Here is a 17,353-nt window from a genome sequence, read left to right on the forward strand (position 1 = left end):
TATCCTACTCGCAGTGGCAACGACAACCCGGCGCAAAGCGTGGAGGGAAGCCCCCCGGCCGCCGTGGCGGCCAGCGGGGGCTGAGACGATGAGGCACTCAGAACAACGATGCTGGATGCTTCATCTCGTGAAGGAGTTGCGGTTGATGAATCTTGGCGCCTGGGAATCTAATCGCGCCGCCCGCGATGTACTCGAGGTGCAGTTCGCTACCCACCCATTTTCGACCGAGAGACTCAGCTTCAGCACCAGTCTGGAATGAACCACTAAACGGATCGAACACAGTGTCCCCGACCTCGGTGCAAAGCCTGATGAAATGACCGCTCATCCCAGCGGGCGCCCGGGCGGGGTGAACCGGTAAACCGGCCTCTCGGCATCCACGCTGGTAAGGGTCGTTCGATACGGTGTTGCTCATTGTCAGGAGGTTGCCTGGTATCGCTCCGCCGTTATCGATCGAGAAGGCACCGTCCCGCTGCTGGTGGCCGCTGGGGCGAGTCGCTTTTCGCTGTCCGCCCCGGGAAAGCAAATTCAGCATCGAGTCGCTGTAAGGCACTAAGACTTGCCGGTTGTCTGCATAAGGCATGTCGTTCGGAGCCAGCCAATAGAGTTGCTCCAACGAACCTTTGACGCGTACCCTCTTGATCGTCACCCACTCTGCCGGCGACGGCAATTTCGATGGGTTCTGCCAGGCAAAGCGCTGACAGAGCTTCCATCCGAGTTCGTCTTCAAGGCGTATCAACAGCCGCTCCTGATAGAGCGAGTAAGTCGGCTCCCCACGATTCATCACGTCGCCGAGATTCAGCACCACTGAGCCGTCTCTGGCCAACTTCCTCGGCCAGGTCTCAGCGATGCGTAACAGCCACTCGACGTATTCGTTAGCCGCCTTGTTCGAATACTGCTTCTCACGAAGCAAGGGGTATGGAGGCGATGTGAAAAGCAGACGCACGCTTCGGTCATCTATGTGCGCGACCGCCTCTTCCGCCCGGCCATACAAGGCAATCCCGTCTGCCGTTGTGAAGATGGTGATCACAAGCCCAGGCGCCGCACGATGTAGCGCTTCTCTCCCTTTCCCGGTCAACTCCCAAGTGGCTCTTCCCGCCGGAACGCAGAGCGCGCGCGCCCGGGCGAGCTGCTGGGCCCATCGGACTCTGTGGTCGAATCGGTTATACCGCCTCCCTCCGATTTCAATGACCTCGCGACGCGTCTCCTCGTCAACCCCCATCTTGACAGCAACCGCGTCGCAAAGATCTGCGGTGCGAGATCGCCCACCCTCTCCCTCAAGACAATCCAGAATCGGCAAGACAAACTGCCCCTGAGGTGCAAGCCGGCTTGACTGCGCAGCCCCCAACTCCTTTTTTTTCCCTTTCATGCTTCGCTCCATTCCGCTGTGCGGGTTACCAATGAAGCTCGAGCGGAGGCTCGACGAGGCAGCTTGCCCTGTCGAACCGAAACAGTTGGAGTTGGGAGACGCCGCACCTCCCTGAGGAAGTAGCGGCGAACTCAAATTGCTAGTATTGGCTCAGCTTTTCGTCGACGGGATCGAGTCACCCACACGGAACTCGCTCGGTGTCCAGGGCGCCTGGACGCATGTGAACGTCGGCCCCATCACCTTCAGCTCTGCGAGAAACGCCTCCTTGTCGGAGATACTGCCGTCTCTGGCCAGGTGATACGGACCCGCAAAGCCGTCAGCAACGTCCCGGGCCGCGCCGTATCCCCCGAACACTGCTGAGCACAACGCGAAGAAACGATCGTCGTGGCTGAACAGTTCCTCGCCAAACACCGGAAGTTCAACGCCGTCCTGGAAACGGATCTTCACGAACGGCAAGGACTCCTCGTCCCATCCCGATTCCTGGGCGGGCGTGATCCCGACTCCGACGATTGCTGCCCGCTGACCCGAATGAGCGTGATATACGGCGTTTTGGCGCGTCCGATCTTGCAGCATCGAGCTGAACACGACCGATAATCCATTCGCCTCCTGGAGGGCCGCGGAGACCCCTGCTTCGAACGCTGCAATCGGTGAACAGTCGGGGGCACGGCTGCACCCCTCTTCCTCGAGCGCATCAACTGCGCTGGACAAGTCCGTTCCGTTGTATTCCTCGAGCAACGCTCCCACAACGTTCCACGCTCTTACGGCGCGAGGGTTCGAACTGGCCCGCACACTTTCTCCGAAGAAATCGAAACCCATGGACTGCAACAGAATGCGCGCCATGCGCTCCGCGCCTTCCACTATGTCCCGATCCGTAGGCCCGACCGATTCCTCATGCCCGGTCGCAGTCTTGCCACGACACAAAGCCCTCTCGATCGTGCGGGTAGCCGGGCCGGATTGGACGTCGTTGATCACATTCGAGTCGGCGCTTTCACCTTCCGCCAACCCGTAGCATCTGACGTCGGTACTCCCTGTAACGACAACTGCAGCGGCTTTACCGACAGCAGGTATTGCCCACTCCGGAAGGTTCCCAACCTGCTCGAGATCGAACTCCGCCGGTGCGGAACTAACGTCGTTCCCCTCGAAAAGTGACTCCGAAAGATCTGCCTTCTCTGCCACCGACAGGTTGAGCCAGTTCAAGCCGTTCAGCGCCTGCGCCGCGACGAGTTTGTGGGCCTTCACGTCGATTACGATTCGGCATTGGGTCTCGAACCTGCCCGGGCCGAACATGTGATTCCAGGTGCCCGCAAACATAGTCCCGTCGACGTTCGGTGCTTTGTGGTCTTTGCTATTCATGTCTCTCCTGATATTCCGCAATTGCGGTGTTAAAAAGGAGAATGAGAGAACGCTTAAATGAACGACGTTCATTGAAGCGTGGTGAAAGGAACTGAGATTGCAGCGTCGAGAACAGCCGCTGCCGGCCCGGAGCCTAGGGGAAGTAGATGCCGATCGAACGGCTGGTGGAATTCTATCGCACGTCGAGGTTGAAGGCCACCGTTCCACGCTGCCTTGTGAAGAGCTAGCATCCCCTTTGCTTGCACCCGCTCGCCGCCCACTTACCCTAGGGGCATGGTCAACCACCTGCAATCAGCCCTATGAGCACGCCCCGCCAGCTTGACTTGTTCGATCACGTCGCCGCCGCATTTGCCCAACCGGAGAGCGGCCGGCTCTCAATGCAGGAGCTCTACCGTATCGCGGCCGGACGCGCCGGCATCCCGATCCAGGAAATGAACGCCCGTGTCCCAGTTGGGGAAAAGCAGACACAACACAGCGTGTTGCAAAGGCAAGCAAGATGGCACTGCCAGTCGCTGAAGGCGCAGGGCCTCCTCGAGCGGGTCGCTGATGAGCGAGGCGTATGGCAACTGACGGAGGCAGGTAAGCACAAGCTCCGAAAAATTCGCCCCGAGATCTCAATGATTGCGTTTTCAACGACCCTTGGTGTTGCGATCTGGGGCGACGCGCATAGGCTATTCTCCACCTGGGACGAACCGATCTTCCTGTGCCTCACCTCACCGCCCTACCCGCTGCGACGTCATCGTGCATACGGCGGCCCGACGGAAACCGAATACACCGACTTCATCACTCGCCATATCGAGCCGATTGTTAAGAATCTTGTTCCAGGCGGGAACGTCGTTCTGTCGGTCTCTCCCGACATTTTTGAAGAGGGCTCACCTTCCCAGTCCCTCTACCTAGAGCGCCTCACACTCGCACTGTGTGACCGGGTGGGGCTACGCTTAATGAATAGAATAGTGTGGACGAGCAACAAGGCGCCCGGCCCTGTGGAATGGGCGGCAAAGCGGCGGGTGCAGTTGCATTCGGGATACGAGTATCTTTTGTGGTTCTGTAACGAACCCCTTAAATGCTTAGCGGATAATCGGCGCGAGCTCGAGCCACATACCGAGAGGCACCTCAAGTTCGTTTCCTCTGGTGGTGTTAAGCAGGCGCGCGTCAATAGCGACGGCGCCCATAGGCAGGTTGTCGGTGCATACAGTAACCCTACCGCGGGAAAGATTATGCGCAATGTCGTCAACGTGCCGAATACCTGCGCGAGTCAACGAGAGTACAAGCGTCGCGCCCGCGAGCTGGGTCTTGAAGCGCACGGCGCACCGATGCCGCTGAAGCTCGCACAAAAGCTGATCCGATTCATGACCGCGGCCGAGCAACTCGTGGTCGATCCGTTTGGTGGGTCAATGACGACAGGACTAGCCGCAGAGAAAGAGGGGCGGCGCTGGGCATCAACTGAACTCGTATACGACTATGTTCGGGGAGCAGCCGAACGCTTCACCGGCAATTCTGACTCTGACGTCGAGATCAATCTGCCAGTGGTGGTGTGAAGAAGATCGAAAAAAACCCGCTCTCCTAAGAGAGCGGGCGATCATCAGATCGTTGCGACCAAATCATTATCGGCAAGACCGAACATTTCCATTTGATTGCTTAGCGATCTCGCCTTGTGAACCCAGGCCGCCTTCGCGCTCTCCGGAAGCTCCCGGTAAGCCACGGACTTAGCTATGAGCTCGTTATGGTCGTAGTCGAAAGTAAGCCCAAGCCGATCCTTGAACTCCGAGCGTCGACAAACTTCGTCATGCTCGGCCTGCTGGGAGTGCGACAACTGAATCGTCCCGTACTGCAGATACCACTTGTAGCCGTAGGTTACTCCACCCGGAGCCAGGTAGCCATCGTGGAGCGAGAGCATTCTCTCGAGTTCAAAGTCCATCAACATGTAGGCACTTTCTACATCCACCTCGAAGGCCTGACCCGTTTCGACTTTCCAGGCTGTCTTCCCACTCGCAAGTTCGACAAGTTCTGGCTGACACGCACCCTCGGTTAAAGCCTCCAGATAGCTATCCCGTAACCCAGTGAAAGCAGAATCGGGCCGCTCATCCCATTCCTCGCCAACGTACAAAAATCGGGATTCAGGAAGCGGAGTTTCCGGGACGGCTTCAATCTTTGGGATATCGTATCTGACACCTCCAGATTGAATATCCCTCAAATCGGCCCACAGACTGAATGGCCTCGCAACCCCGTAAAGCGACTGGATTGCATCCAAAGCAACGATGATCTCTATCGGGAGGAGTTCGAATCGCGGATTCTCCCCGGCCCGATGAGCCCGAAGCCTCTCGTCATGATCAAGTTGCAACATGAATCGAGACACTTCTCTCAGGACCCTTGGATGTAGTGTATCCGGTGCGATCGCAATGTATCCGCCGCGAATCGTTCGACCAATCCAATTGCGCCTCGACCAGTCGTACCGAATATTTCGAAGGTACTCGTTTAGCTCGAGAAGTCCTTTTGCGTACCCATACTGCGGGTCATAGTCAACCATAGTTGCGAGCGACTTATCCTCAGTCTGGAGACACATGTGACAACCGAATCGCGCTCCACATTTTCCGGATTTACTCGAGCTCCCTTCAAAGATCGCGTCGGCCACAACGGCACATGACGTCCCTCCCGCATCAGCATAGATGCGCATCGTGTCTTCGAAGTTTGAGTAACTCGGCCACACACCGCTCCCGTAGTAGGCTAATGCCTCCCAGACTTCGTCGGTTTCGAAATCGCAGATCGGGCTGAGTACGTACTCTCCGTCCTTGTTTCTAACAGGTCGGTCCGCGCGTTCCCCGCGCCGACGCATGTTTGCCGATCGTCGATTGCTCTCCGAGTACCGAGTGCCCAACAGCGTCACCGGCGTCCCCCAACCCTCATGCTTCAGGCGCCGAAACAGCTTTCTTCTGAAGGACCTCGCTGGCGCGATTTTGAGCGAGACTGTGCAATCACCTTTCATGCCTGCGTAGCTTGGAATCGCCCGGCCACTCAGGATGGAAACTTGCCACGTGCTCAACAGGGGCGGCGTGACAATATGTGTCTCAACCCGTATTCCAGCATCAGCCGAATACTGTTCGACTTTCGCATACTCCGATCGAATGTGCGCAATCACGGACGGATTCTCTATCAAGGTATCCGACGTCATCGCGACGATGAAAGGGTCTCTGAGGCGCCCCAAGCTTGCTCGGACGTAGACCGACTTCCGGACCGCTCTCCATGCACGCAACGCGGGCAAGAAAGGGGCGTCGCATTTTTCCGAAGGTCGGTAACGGGTGTGCCTTCTGCCCCTCAGTGTCTCGATGTAAGTTGTTGCCGCATGCAACGTAATGGCGAGAACGAGACTGCTGTCCTTTCCCCCGCTCCAGGCAACAACGGCTGGCTTACCTTCTACGAACAAGCGGGAGATATTTTTCGTTGCTCGAGCGATCCTCTCTTCGACGCTTGTCGCCTGCGGGGCGACTTCCTGAAAGAAACTGATTGTTTGCTGGTTCATGTCTTTCTCCATTGCCAGTATCTGGCTCGTAAATGGAGAGAGCTCAAGCGCTCTGCAGTGTGATGGGAACACAGTGCGAAGCAGTGTTGGAATTTCGCCTTTACTGGTGAATCCAATCGTTGCGTCCGCTAGCCTCAATGGCTAAGGCGGACGCAAGATTCGATGCTGCGGTATTTCTATTGCGAGTTCGATTGCAAGTCGCGAGCCATACCGACTTCAGTTCACGACGATGCGAGAGCCTCGTCCTCCGACAGGTCTGCGCGCTTTCGTTTGTTCTCGGCCGCCCACGATTCGATATCCGCCGTGCTCATGCCAACACATACGTTCCAGCAAGCGACGAGCCGACGGGCATACTCCTCACTCTCGGGCGTTCGGCGCCGACTTCCATCCTCCGTCAGGTAGACCAAGGCGAGGCAGCTCCCCTCCTCTGTTACCAAGCGGCCCGGGCTGCGTTCCGTTTCAACCAGGCGTACTTCTGTTGCGTGAATCATGATGATCTCCTCGGTATGCGAGGTGCGCCCCGCAGGGAGCGCGTCCCCGCGTGGTCGGTAAAATTATTTCTGTGGAATTGTGTCGGGCGGACGGGATTCACTGCCGATGAGGCTGGTGACCACCGCACGGAGCAGCAAAACTTCCGTCGCTTTACGGGTGCAGCGCGATGTACTCCTGGGTCCACTTCTCCCGCATCTCCGGGGTCGACGCCTCGAAATCCGTTGAGTAACGATCGCCCACCCAGAGCGCCACCGATTCTCGTTCCGGGTAGGACTTGCGTCGACCGAGTGCCACCGCGGTCAGGTATCGCGCACGCGTTACCCAGTCAACGTTGTCGCCGACAATCGTGTCGATCGATTCGGCGACGCCAAGCCCGTCAAGACACGCTTCGACCTCAGTCAGCGCACTCACCAGCGCCTGGTTCTCGAGACGAGCGGTTCCGAGCTTCGTGATCAAGCTCTCCGTTGTCTTGTGTTGACGCGATTGAAGTAGCGGCTCGCCAATCTTTTGGACGTGCCCATAGTCCGGCCCGAAATCGTCGAAGTCACTCTCGGGAGTCAAGACGACGCCGAAAGCGTCAAGGACTTCGATGTCAAACTCCGGAAGCCTCTCGATGCCCTGGTGCGCATCGAAGATCTTGAGCGCGAGCTCTGCGAGTTCCTCTCGAAGCAGTCCGTCGCGCGCCTTCACTTTAGAGTCGAAGGTGACGTGATACAGGCCTGCCGCGTTTAGGTCGTCCGGGTGGCTCGCAGCCTCACCGGTCAGGCGTACGTTGATGAAGATCCGTGCGGTGTAGTCGTCATCGACCGTGCAGCCGTCACTATCCACGATGTACACGGGCCGGTGCCCGTCCGCGCTCAGATCGGTGCGGATGTGGAGCGCCTCCCGCAGATTGTCAGTTTGATTGTCACAGTTGCCCTCGCCATGGAAGACTGAATACCTGAACGGCATCTTGAATTGCTTGCGATTCATCGTTCTTCTCCTGATGTCTCGATGAGACGGTCTAAAGGAGAGAAGCAGGTACTTTCCGGTCCGTGCGACAGGAAAGCTTCTTGGAGGAGGTCATGGTGGATACCGCGCCAGCGGTGCTGCCGTGCGAACGGCAAATGTCCCTCAAACGACTTTCGCCTCAGTAGGACCGCGCCGCCCTCTCCGTGAAGCAACGAGAGACGACGGCGACGGCACGTTCATACAGAGTCAGCGAAGTCAGCTGGCGGTGTCCTCGCCCGCGTCGGCGCCACGCTCGAGAGAGATGACTTTTACTTGGCTTTCGTCGACAAATTCACCGTCCTCGTCGAGGAATGTAATTTCGTCGAGCGAGTTCGTCACTGTGAGCTGGCTGTCCAAGAACCACCGGCTGCCCTCGTGATCGTAGTCGATATCGAGCGATCCGTCGGGCATACGCGTAGCACTCGAAAGCCCGGTCTTTCCATAGACTTTTTCATACGTCGCGGTGACGGGCCGACCGTCGAGCGTGACAAGTTTGCCAGCGCTACCGACAGGTACCCCGTCGTGCTGCCCAAGCTTGAGGCATTTCTTGCGGCCACGGACAAGGGTCACGCGTTTTTCTTTCAGTCTCGCTATCTCTTCGTCGATGAGCCGGATATCGCGGTCGAATTGGTCGGTCATAGGTTTTCCTCCTGGTGCCCGTGGGGCTTTGAAATGGAGGCAAGCCAAAGTGGCTTTCGGCTCGAGGTCGAGTCGGAAGCCTCAGTGGCGGCGTCCCAACAGCGCGCCCCATTGGGGCAGCGCTGTGGGAGCCCCGTACGTCGGAGCGGCTTAGGCGCCCTGGGTTACCTGCGGCGGAAGGATTGCCTTCGCGCGTTCCTTGAACTGCATGAGCAGCGCCACGGTAGTGTCGATGTCCGAGAGAAGATTACCGCTGTAGCCATCGCGAAGCGCGTCAGCCCAGTTTCCCGCGAGTTCCTTTACGGCAGCGTGTGCGGCATATCCTTCAGCCGACCGCGGGAACCCTTGCTCGCGCCCTTCTTCCAAGAATCCGATCTCCCTGGACAGGTCTGCGCCACGCGGGAACGAAGTAGCCTTCTCAAGAACCCACGCTGCTTGCTCCGGGCGCGTACCCGGGTCATAGAACCGAGAGTTCAAATGATCCGAGTCGCCAACCTCGTCCACGAGGACGCTGACAATTTCCTCTGCGTACTCGTACTGCTGTCCGCCGAACATGCCATAGAGATCTACCCGCTCGGTCGCCAAGTCGATCGCTTCGAGCTGGGAGCCAGCAGCATCGATTTCGACGGGCACACGTACCACGGCGTTCAGATGGACGCGATAGGACTTGAGGCCGGCACGAACAGTGAGCACCTCTGGCATGAGCACTTCCCAGTTGACGTCGCCATTGACCGTCATCGGCAGGCTGCGGGTATCGCCGCGGGTGCGTGCGACTTCCGTCGCTTCTTCGAGTACCCTTTCTCGCTCGAGCAAGCTGAACTGACGACCGCCACGACCGGAGGACGACGAGAACACTGCGGTCCCGCCGAAATTGCCACCAAGCCCGAATGTTGCGATCTCATAACAACGCTCGTACGTCGGCCTGTAGGTGTCCCCGTCAATAACGATCTCGGTTTTCGCCCAAGCGAGAATTGCAGCCTGAGTCTCCTCCCTACCGTCGACCGAGTATTGCGGCACCGTTCCGAGGAGGTTGAAGTCGTTGAAGTACTCCCGTCGGATGTCAATGACGTCGGGAATCGAAGGCCATCTGAAGTCCGAACCACCGCTAGTGCGAGCGGAAGGTGACCCGTCGATGTTGGTGTTCACTGCAGCCCAAAGTTGTCCTTGGAACCACCGGTAGTCCACTTTCCAGTCACCCCCCTGCGAGTTGCCAGTTGCTTTGAGGGCAACAGGGGCGTCAGCCGATGTCAGAGAGGCAATCTCGACGATGATTTCACCGTCGCGCTTCACTTCCGTCCGGGCCTTGCGGCAGCCAGGCGGAATCGTGCTCTGGCTGTACAGAAAAAGCACCTTCACGAGTTTCGGGGGGATATTGCTATTCACGGTCATCTCCACTTGCCCACAGGGGCTATTGATAAGGGAGAGAAGCCATGGAGGCTTTTCGGTCCAGGCGGACGGAAAAGCTCGAGAGTTGAGGCGGGCGCAGCCCAGAAGACATGCCGATTAAACGACTGCGAGCAATATAGCACGGGAGACCTACAAGCGTCTCTCCCACCCGCCGACCCAACGAGTGGGCCGGCGGACAAGATGAGCCCCAATGGACTACTTCTTGACGCGGTTTGCGACGCAGTGCGTTTTCCAGTCTCCTCCGTGTTCGGTGGACCTCAGCCATCGATCGGCTGATGGAAGTTCCCGGAGGACTTTCTCGACCTCGCTCTCGCCCGGCCATACCTCGAGAACGTTGCCCGTGAGAATGGCGTTATGCAGGTACATCAGGTCGGTGAGAGTGTTAAGTCCGTACTGGTCCGCAATCGCGCCCAGCGTCTCGACCGACGCAAGCAGCTCCGCGAAGAACAGCGCAGCACCCTCTGCGTCCGGCCTTCGATAGATATCGACACCGGCCGGAACACTGACTGCAATCGGCTCCCCGTCCAACTCGCTTAGCACGACAGCACTTACGCACAGACTGGCTTCGAACAGGATCGGATCGCCGTTCGGCCATGCGCCAGCGTTGCAGGATGCGGCGGCCATCCCCTCGCGAAGATTCGCTTGAGCATGCTCCAGTGAACCGGCCCTAACCCGGATCGTTGCCGAGAGGTTGCAGTCGAACGCGAATTCATGCTCGCACCAATCCGACGCCTCCGGCATCAGGTATCCGAATCTCGACAGATCCGGCACGCCACCGCACTGCTGGATAAATGCGTTCCCGTCGACTTCGTGCTCGAGGGCCTCCGCGCGAAACTCCGCAAGCCTATCAAGTGCGACCTTAATCTGCTCCGCCCGGTCCTTCAGTTCGAGCGCCAGGAAATGTCCATTGCCACGTGCCCGTTGGACGCCGTCGAGGGCGGCCTCGTGGCGCCGTAACGCATTCAGCGCGGACTTGACGTAGAACTGGACAGACTCGGGAATGCTCGCGGCCGGAGCTTCCGAACCGACATCACTATGCTTGGTGGCTGCCGACTCGGTTGCGGAAAGATCGAAATTGCTGGTCATGGGCTACTCCTAGAATTGCCCGCACGGGGCTGTTGTAAAGGAGTCGAGCCGCATTGGCTTTCCAACCGCGAAGGTAGGGAAACCAGACTGAGGTGGAATCTAAAGTTCCGGGGAATGCCGATTGAACGACAGTCGAGAATATAGCACGGCAGGGAGCCACGCCATGGCCCCTGTGCTCCTCGCCCCGCCGTCCGATTTCTGATAGCCTAATCGCAGGATGCCATCCCAACCTGCCGGCGGGTTAAACAGGCGGCTTTCTCCTCTTTCATACGACGACCTTTTGTCAGGTCTGCATGGAATCGCCGGTATGTAGACCTTGAGCAAAAGGACTCGTCATGCCATCCGTTTTCCTCTCCAAGGACACGTTCAATCAGCTGAAACGTGTCGCCCGCCTGCAGTTGCCATCCGTTCGGCACACCCACGTGCTTGAAGCGCTGGCGCGGGCAGTTGGGCAAAGCAATTTCGCTGCTCTCGCTTCAAAGCTTGCCGCCCCGGAACGAAGTGGCCAGTGCCTCTTTGTCTTCTCCTACGAGGACATGCGGCGCCGTCTATCCGAACTCGGATATCCAGACGCAATGCAATGGAGTATTGACCTCTCTGGAGCCTCAGATGTGTTTCGGACTGCTCCGGTTATGGCTAGTTCGCTCGCTGCCCTGCAGGCGGATGGCATTCTCACCGCCAAACAGCGCGATCGCTTGTTGACGTGCCTCAGCGCGCAAAAAACGATTCTTGTCACCGGCGCTGTTCGCGCAGGTAAGAGTCTTGTGTTTCACGCTCTCCTCAATGAGATGGCGATCCGGTCGCCGCAGCACGAGTTTGCGCTTTCCCAGGTCGCTCACGATGGGTCGAGCCACCAGCCGAACGTGACGCGCTACGTCCGAGACGAGTGTTGGCCGGGCGGGATCCCTCATGTCGGCCAGCGTCGACTGGCCGTTGACGATCTTCAGGAGAACAATCTCCTCAAGGCTCTGCTCTCGTGGTCGCGCTTTCGAGGCGGTATCGGCACACTTCATGCCACAAGCGTCGACAGTGCTCTCGCGCTCCTCGTCCGAGTACTCGGGGTCCGTGGCTTCAACTACGTCCGCGAAGGAGTGGACGTCCTTGTCCACATGGAGAATTCCGGATCGCCGCGGGTGGCGGAGATCATTGAGCGGGACGACCTGATGAGGCACATAGCTGCTCTCACTTCCCCTCCTGATCAGGTGGCGACCGCCAGCCTCCAATCCGCTTCAGCGAAAGGTGATCGCCCCCGTCCCGACAACGACTCGATGATGCTCAGCATCGCCGGAACAACCCATCACTTGCTCCACGGCGCCGAGCGCGACATCCTCTTGCAGGCAGCGTTTGCCAGAATCTGCGCGATCGATGCCGAAGGAGAGGGTGTCCCTTTCGTCGATGCAAAGTTTGATGGCGGCAACAGATAGCTCAAGCTGAGCCGGTCAACCGGCGCTGGTGGAGGCCTAGCTATGCGAAGTAAGCACTACAAGGAAGTCGCCCGCCAGCCACGCGGGCAGCGCCTACTCAAGCATGAGAAGCGAAATCATTGTTCCAAGATCAGTGAAGCACGCATCCACCGACCGTGGATCCCTGGAATCAACGATGAAGACCCTTCCATCGCGCGCTCGCAACAGGATGTGACTTAAGGAGTCGATTGCGCCGATAATACATACGCCATTGCTCGCGAGCTGCCGGTCGTCCGTTTCCTCCTGAATGGCTTCGGCAGTCCAAAGCCGCGGACCATACCCGTTCTCTGCACCTGACGGATGCTCGGTGAGGTATTCCGTGAGGCCGCTAGGCACCGGGCAACCAAATTGGGTTTCGAACCATCGGCTAAACGTCATTTTGGACACTTCTCAAATATCCTCGAGAGCACGCGATCAATCCGCTCTCAGCGAGAATTTGAAGGGTCTGCAAACTTCTCAGGCCATATCGTGATGCAAACATAGCGGACGAAGAAGTACAGGCTGATGACCCATGCGACACCTGCCGCTACCATGACCGCCGCAGCAGCGCGATAAAGCCACGTCACCGTTAGAACGGCCAGCGCACTCGCCTCAGCTGCCGGCGACTCAGGGACGATGTAGAGCGCGGCCCGCATGAGCAGGAAGCCAAAGACCAGGAATACACACGTCCCGCGTCGAGCACGCTTCCATGCCGCGACGATAGGCTCGCTGGAACGGACGTCACAGACTTCGGCGCCCCTAACCAGGACGGTGACAAGGCGATCAAGCACTCGGCCCATGTTCAATTTTTCCGGCCGAGGTAGAGGACTTCGGCCGGCGGCTCAAAGCACCTAGTTGCCTCGAAGATCAACTTGGTCTCCCATAAACGAGCTCGATGTGATCGCAAGCACGCCTCCCGTGTCACTAACGCCCCAGATTTCCTTGCCCAACGTCCGATCACCTATCCGAAACTCCATGCTCACAGCGCACGAGCCGATATACGCCCCACCTTGCTGCTCCGCGAGGTTCACCGATACTTCCGTCGCTTTGGCCTTGATGTGCGGGTACTGCGCATTGAAGGCAGGCATCGCCTTATCAATGGTGGCCAGACAACCTGTGCTGAGGGTGTCGACTCGCCTCTGTTTATCCCACTGATTCGAAACGAGGCGGAACGACACCGATAGCACGACAAATGCAAGTACCGGAACCGTGATCAGGTGCCATTTAATAACCCGCCTTTGCTCGGACCCAGTCTTCCCGTCCACAGCAACGTCTACGCGCTTCATCCAGAACGGCAGTTTCTTGTCCGGATCGTCCTGAATCGTCATGCTATTCGCCCTCCTTGTCCCCAGCTGATTTTGCGCGGTCGACTGCATCGAGCGCGACACGCCATGCCTCATTCGAATCGCCTTCGAGACGCTTCATCACATCGGACCATCCAGGCCACGTCATCAGATTCACCGAGCCGCTAGGCTGAACCGGTGTTTGCTTCGTGCTCCACGCGAACAGATCGGCCCGCTCCTGGTTCGTCAACCTGTCCATCAGGGAAGGCTGGTCTCCACCGAGAATCACGGTGTTGTGTAGCTGCACGACGCTACTGCTCGAATTCCCTCCCACGGGGACGAAGCCCGGCTTCCTCGCCGTCTCTACAACTTCAAGCCCCATCGCGCGTGCAGCCGATTGAAGCTCCGCGACAAACACCTCGAAATCATCTGCATTCCGGACGGTCGCACACGGTCGATCCAAGATGTGAAGCGCGACGGCGTCCACTACCTTCGCAGCGATCTCGGGGTCTTCCAGTCCCCAAAAATGAATTTCATTCCTGAGATCGGTGCTGAGCACCATCAAGACTCTCACGAACTCGAAGCGAATTCCGCTGAATTCGACGATGTACTCTATGCAGTCGCGCACACCGTCGTCATTCATGTCGTTCCGCTTTGCGTCGTCATCGTGCATTTTCGTTCTTCCTATAGTCCTCAGTACCCAAGTAGGTCCCGCGCCGCGCTTATAGTCGCCGGGATCACTTCCCGCTCAACAAACCGGCGCCCAGATGCGTCGAATGCGACCGCGGCAACAGTGAGCGTCCCATCCCCGTTGAAGGTGCACGGTTCCGGTCCGAAATGGCCATCGATCCATGCCATCAAACGAGCGACCTTCATCGCGGTCCTGTAAGCGGCGAACTGTTCTAGCTCGCCGACACCTCGCACCTCGGTCGCGCACCGAGCACAGTAGGCAACGCCGAGGCGCACAGCATAGGCGAATCGATTACCCAATCGCGCCCGCGCTTCGTGTTCCGACATCTCGTCAAGCAGCTCATCGATTTCGGTGGCCATTATCTCGTACCCGACAATCTGTACCGATCGAGCAACCGGGAAATCATGGCTGATCGGCAGTGGTTCGCACTCTCCCCTCGCTCTCGCCAACTGACGGGAGCCTCCGACGGATCTCCTTGCCGACGAGCGCGGGATTTTGACCGTTCTGCACGTGAGTTGCGGCGAGTAGGGCTTGGAGCTCGCGGACCTGCGCCTCCAGATCGTCAGCGCGCCTGGCAAGACGCTCACGCTCCCGAGCAACTTCCCTCAGGTCCCGCTCGTATCGCTCCACCGAGCGCGGCCGAGAACGCCGCCGCGCAATGGAGAACAACACTGCAGCCTCAGCCGCCTGGTCAGGCTGGTGCTGAAACAGCGGCCAGTCGCCAGTGGACGCCCCATAGGGCGGCCACATGTTGCCCGTCGGTCTTTGCACCTCCACCACCACGTCTCCTACGGCGTGGAGCAGTCCCCATCGGGGTGGAAGGTCTTCTATCTCAATCACACCGGGGAGTGAGAGGTAGAACCGATACACACCCAATCCGCCGGCTGCACGATGGGGCTTTTTCGCGTCTGCCAAGAAGTCCGATCGCGAAGCCTTCGCCTCAATCAGGCACGAGCAGGATGACCTAAAGCTGATGACGTCAGCCTGTTCTGCCGTTCCCCTCACGGCAAGCTCTGTCGCCACAACGGAGAATCCCTGGCGCTTCTGCCACTTCGCGCCAAGGACAACAAGTTGGTCATGAACCGCTCCCGCCATCGGTCGATCCCCCCTTGTCCGAAACACGCTGTCCTGAGCATTCCGGCGCAGCTAGATTCGCATCGGGATGGCCGCTCACTCCGTACTCGCGTAGGACAAATGCGAGCGCGGCCGTCGAATAGTCCTCACCATAGTCGACCGATAGCTTCCCTTCAGTGGCAAGCTTTCTGCCGAGTTCACCGAGACTGAGCATCTGGGGAATCAGCTTATACAGTGAGCTCATGTATGAAACTGCAACGGAAAGGTCCGAAGCAAATTGGTCATAGACGCTTCCCTTTCCGGTCCCAAAAGGCAGAGCCCGATCGACGCCATCGTTCTGGTTCTGCAGATTGCCGCAGAGCATCAGTAACTCGATACCACGCTCGATTTGAGCCTTGTAATCCATCCCGTGGTCCACTTAATCGTTCACTGGCGGCGCGCACTTGCCGCGCTCGTACCCCGCCCAGACTGCGATCGCGGTGTCCACATCGTCGGGAACGAATCCCGCTGCGATCGCATCAGAGCGCAGAGCCGCTAGGCTCCCAATTCCTGTGAGACGTGCCTGGTTGACGAGAAAGCGCACCGCATCGAAGACAGTTGGATCCATACTTGCGGCCTCCCATCTACGTTTAGTTCTCGACGCCCTTTGCCTGCAGTTGAAGGTGTCGGGGCGCCAAGACTGCGACCTCTTACCGCCGCGACTCGCTCACCCGGTCGCGTGAAGGTCACTCTCAAAACCACACCTCCACCACGGCGCGATCATCGCGCGGGTCGGGCGTCATTCGAACCAGGCCGTCCGGAAGCAATCTCCTGAGATACTCAATCTTCAACGCAGCCCGCACTTCACCCGTCGGCTCCGTCGAAATGAACTTCCGTGCGACAAATGCCCCCGGGGTGTCGAGCGGGTTGTCGTAGATCACCCACATCATCAAGGAGCTCTTCGATGCAGGAGCCTCGTCGCCCGGTGTTTGGCACATCTCGATCCCGCTCACGTTTTCTTCACTCTTTGTGTTGGCCCAACGTACTCGCCGGGCGCCATCACCTATGTATACGGCAAAGCGATGGAAAGTTTCACCCCTCTCCTCGTTCAAAATGCTCCTTGGGCCATTGCGCGCCAACATGGCGCCCGCTATCCTGTCAACCGGAGACCTTCCACGCCTGCCGGCGGGCTGCCACGGCGCAGCGCCAACCTCTGCAGAATGACCTTCGACCCTGTCGAATTTAATCGCCGGTGTGCTGACCGTACACGAAGGTATTGCCATGCAGCTGCTCAGATTGGCATCAACTGAGATGCCACTACCTCTAGCGCAAAATTTCCTCAGATTGTGAATCAGCACCTCCTCGAGGCGATCGCCCGCGGGTTTCCGTTTGGTACTTCCGCGCACCGGCCGGCCGTTGCATCTGCCGCCTCTGCAGCCCTTACTGCTGAGGTCTCAAACGGCCGCCACGTTCAGGCGATCGACGCGTGCATCAAAAAGGACTGCCCCGACAGGATGCCGGCAGTCCGCTCAATTTAATCTACAGTCGACGCCTGCGTTGACCTGCTCGAGTTAGTCAACGAAAGGGCCCGCCGGACCTCTTCGATTGCCGGCGGGCGTATGTTGCATACAGAGTTTTCTCAGTCGGCCTTGTTCCAGCACCACCCGCATGCACCGATCGCATACACCTTGATCGGGTTGCCGTCGACACGCACAACCTCAGCAGCAAAGACCCTCTGGTACAAATCCTCGCCGTCACCATCGGCCATGATGAATTTGTCGCTCTCAGCATCGTAGCGGAGACCGTGGAGATACGGATGGTCTAAAAGCTTCATCGCCTCTTCGATCGTGAAGTACGGGCACTCCCAGCCGTTCCAGCGCTCGCCGCGGCTATAGGCCTGATACGACGGACCTACGTCGAGCGAAACAGAGATAACTCCAAATTCCGATTGAGCAGTACGATTCACTACGTTCTCCTTCTATCCACTAGGGATTGGTAAAGGAGGGAGCGGATTGCTCGGGAAGACGGAAGTGC

At 58.4% G+C, this 17,353-nt stretch carries 17 protein-coding genes; 2 read left to right on the forward strand and 15 right to left on the reverse strand.

Annotation, left to right across the window (positions count from 1 at the left end):
* Positions 1-97: 97 nt before the first annotated feature.
* Together LXE91_RS39580 and LXE91_RS39585 are read right to left on the reverse strand one after the other, a co-directional pair.
* A complete protein-coding gene (locus LXE91_RS39580; protein WP_052760112.1) occupies positions 98-1,366 on the reverse strand; it encodes a site-specific DNA-methyltransferase in 1,269 nt (422 codons plus the stop codon).
* A gap of 150 nt (positions 1,367-1,516) precedes the next feature.
* Positions 1,517-2,719, reverse strand: coding sequence for a hypothetical protein (locus LXE91_RS39585; RefSeq protein WP_069301943.1), 1,203 nt, complete (start codon positions 2,717-2,719; stop codon positions 1,517-1,519).
* 299 nt (positions 2,720-3,018) lie between these two features.
* On the opposite strand from LXE91_RS39585, the gene LXE91_RS39590 reads away from it, so the two are divergent.
* Positions 3,019-4,257: a site-specific DNA-methyltransferase gene (locus tag LXE91_RS39590; RefSeq protein ID WP_046543708.1), complete on the forward strand. Its 1,239-nt coding sequence runs from the start codon at positions 3,019-3,021 to the stop codon at positions 4,255-4,257.
* A 44-nt stretch (positions 4,258-4,301) separates the two neighbouring features.
* Here LXE91_RS39590 and LXE91_RS39595 read toward each other — a convergent pair whose 3' ends face one another.
* The 6 genes from LXE91_RS39595 to LXE91_RS39620 form a co-directional block, all read right to left on the reverse strand.
* The gene (locus LXE91_RS39595) at positions 4,302-6,236 is read right to left on the reverse strand and encodes an adenine nucleotide alpha hydrolase family protein (protein WP_046543986.1); all 1,935 of its coding nucleotides are present in this window, start codon (positions 6,234-6,236) and stop codon (positions 4,302-4,304) included.
* A 221-nt stretch (positions 6,237-6,457) separates the two neighbouring features.
* Positions 6,458-6,727: a hypothetical protein gene (locus tag LXE91_RS39600; RefSeq protein ID WP_143274582.1), complete on the reverse strand. Its 270-nt coding sequence runs from the start codon at positions 6,725-6,727 to the stop codon at positions 6,458-6,460.
* Positions 6,728-6,878: 151 nt separating this feature from the next.
* A complete protein-coding gene (locus LXE91_RS39605; protein ID WP_046543709.1) occupies positions 6,879-7,700 on the reverse strand; it encodes a hypothetical protein in 822 nt (273 codons plus the stop codon).
* A gap of 234 nt (positions 7,701-7,934) precedes the next feature.
* The gene (locus LXE91_RS39610; protein ID WP_046543710.1) at positions 7,935-8,357 is read right to left on the reverse strand and encodes a hypothetical protein; all 423 of its coding nucleotides are present in this window, start codon (positions 8,355-8,357) and stop codon (positions 7,935-7,937) included.
* 150 nt (positions 8,358-8,507) lie between these two features.
* Positions 8,508-9,740: a hypothetical protein gene (locus LXE91_RS39615; RefSeq protein ID WP_135370866.1), complete on the reverse strand. Its 1,233-nt coding sequence runs from the start codon at positions 9,738-9,740 to the stop codon at positions 8,508-8,510.
* A gap of 219 nt (positions 9,741-9,959) precedes the next feature.
* Positions 9,960-10,850 carry a hypothetical protein gene (locus LXE91_RS39620; protein ID WP_046543711.1) on the reverse strand — a complete coding sequence of 297 codons (891 nt, stop codon included), beginning with the start codon at positions 10,848-10,850 and terminating at the stop codon, positions 9,960-9,962.
* 335 nt (positions 10,851-11,185) lie between these two features.
* On the opposite strand from LXE91_RS39620, the gene LXE91_RS39625 reads away from it, so the two are divergent.
* A complete protein-coding gene (locus tag LXE91_RS39625; protein WP_046543712.1) occupies positions 11,186-12,274 on the forward strand; it encodes a P-loop NTPase family protein in 1,089 nt (362 codons plus the stop codon).
* Between the two features lie 464 nt (positions 12,275-12,738).
* On the opposite strand, the gene LXE91_RS39630 is transcribed toward LXE91_RS39625, so the two are convergent.
* The 7 genes from LXE91_RS39630 to LXE91_RS39660 all read right to left on the reverse strand — a co-directional run bounded on the left by LXE91_RS39630 (position 12,739) and on the right by LXE91_RS39660 (position 17,285).
* Positions 12,739-13,092, reverse strand: a complete 354-nt coding sequence (locus LXE91_RS39630; RefSeq protein WP_046543714.1) for a hypothetical protein — start codon at positions 13,090-13,092, stop codon at positions 12,739-12,741.
* Positions 13,093-13,143: 51 nt separating this feature from the next.
* The gene (locus LXE91_RS39635) at positions 13,144-13,620 is read right to left on the reverse strand and encodes a hypothetical protein (RefSeq protein ID WP_046543715.1); all 477 of its coding nucleotides are present in this window, start codon (positions 13,618-13,620) and stop codon (positions 13,144-13,146) included.
* A 1-nt stretch (position 13,621) separates the two neighbouring features.
* Entirely contained in the window at positions 13,622-14,248 is a 627-nt protein-coding gene (locus tag LXE91_RS39640) for a hypothetical protein (RefSeq protein ID WP_046543716.1), read from the reverse strand.
* A gap of 20 nt (positions 14,249-14,268) precedes the next feature.
* The gene (locus LXE91_RS39645) at positions 14,269-14,625 is read right to left on the reverse strand and encodes a hypothetical protein (RefSeq protein ID WP_200904312.1); all 357 of its coding nucleotides are present in this window, start codon (positions 14,623-14,625) and stop codon (positions 14,269-14,271) included.
* 716 nt (positions 14,626-15,341) lie between these two features.
* A complete protein-coding gene (locus LXE91_RS39650) occupies positions 15,342-15,746 on the reverse strand; it encodes a hypothetical protein (RefSeq protein ID WP_070162830.1) in 405 nt (134 codons plus the stop codon).
* 325 nt (positions 15,747-16,071) lie between these two features.
* The gene (locus LXE91_RS39655; protein ID WP_069301944.1) at positions 16,072-16,461 is read right to left on the reverse strand and encodes a hypothetical protein; all 390 of its coding nucleotides are present in this window, start codon (positions 16,459-16,461) and stop codon (positions 16,072-16,074) included.
* A 497-nt stretch (positions 16,462-16,958) separates the two neighbouring features.
* Positions 16,959-17,285, reverse strand: coding sequence for a hypothetical protein (locus tag LXE91_RS39660; protein WP_070162829.1), 327 nt, complete (start codon positions 17,283-17,285; stop codon positions 16,959-16,961).
* Positions 17,286-17,353 lie beyond the last annotated feature (68 nt).

This window comes from Burkholderia contaminans (genome assembly GCF_029633825.1).
Classification (GTDB): Bacteria; Pseudomonadota; Gammaproteobacteria; order Burkholderiales; family Burkholderiaceae; genus Burkholderia; species Burkholderia contaminans.

Coding starts and splice junctions, on each gene's coding strand:
- LXE91_RS39580 (WP_052760112.1), bottom strand. CDS start 1,366: ATGAAAGGGAAAAAAAAGGAGTTGGGGGCTGCGCAGTCAAGCCGGCTT.
- LXE91_RS39585 (WP_069301943.1), bottom strand. CDS start 2,719: ATGAATAGCAAAGACCACAAAGCACCGAACGTCGACGGGACTATGTTT.
- LXE91_RS39590 (WP_046543708.1), top strand. CDS start 3,019: ATGAGCACGCCCCGCCAGCTTGACTTGTTCGATCACGTCGCCGCCGCA.
- LXE91_RS39595 (WP_046543986.1), bottom strand. CDS start 6,236: ATGAACCAGCAAACAATCAGTTTCTTTCAGGAAGTCGCCCCGCAGGCG.
- LXE91_RS39600 (WP_143274582.1), bottom strand. CDS start 6,727: ATGATTCACGCAACAGAAGTACGCCTGGTTGAAACGGAACGCAGCCCG.
- LXE91_RS39605 (WP_046543709.1), bottom strand. CDS start 7,700: ATGAATCGCAAGCAATTCAAGATGCCGTTCAGGTATTCAGTCTTCCAT.
- LXE91_RS39610 (WP_046543710.1), bottom strand. CDS start 8,357: ATGACCGACCAATTCGACCGCGATATCCGGCTCATCGACGAAGAGATA.
- LXE91_RS39620 (WP_046543711.1), bottom strand. CDS start 10,850: ATGACCAGCAATTTCGATCTTTCCGCAACCGAGTCGGCAGCCACCAAG.
- LXE91_RS39625 (WP_046543712.1), top strand. CDS start 11,186: ATGCCATCCGTTTTCCTCTCCAAGGACACGTTCAATCAGCTGAAACGT.
- LXE91_RS39630 (WP_046543714.1), bottom strand. CDS start 13,092: ATGGGCCGAGTGCTTGATCGCCTTGTCACCGTCCTGGTTAGGGGCGCC.
- LXE91_RS39635 (WP_046543715.1), bottom strand. CDS start 13,620: ATGACGATTCAGGACGATCCGGACAAGAAACTGCCGTTCTGGATGAAG.
- LXE91_RS39640 (WP_046543716.1), bottom strand. CDS start 14,248: ATGCACGATGACGACGCAAAGCGGAACGACATGAATGACGACGGTGTG.
- LXE91_RS39645 (WP_200904312.1), bottom strand. CDS start 14,625: ATGGCCACCGAAATCGATGAGCTGCTTGACGAGATGTCGGAACACGAA.
- LXE91_RS39650 (WP_070162830.1), bottom strand. CDS start 15,746: ATGGATTACAAGGCTCAAATCGAGCGTGGTATCGAGTTACTGATGCTC.
- LXE91_RS39655 (WP_069301944.1), bottom strand. CDS start 16,461: ATGTTGGCGCGCAATGGCCCAAGGAGCATTTTGAACGAGGAGAGGGGT.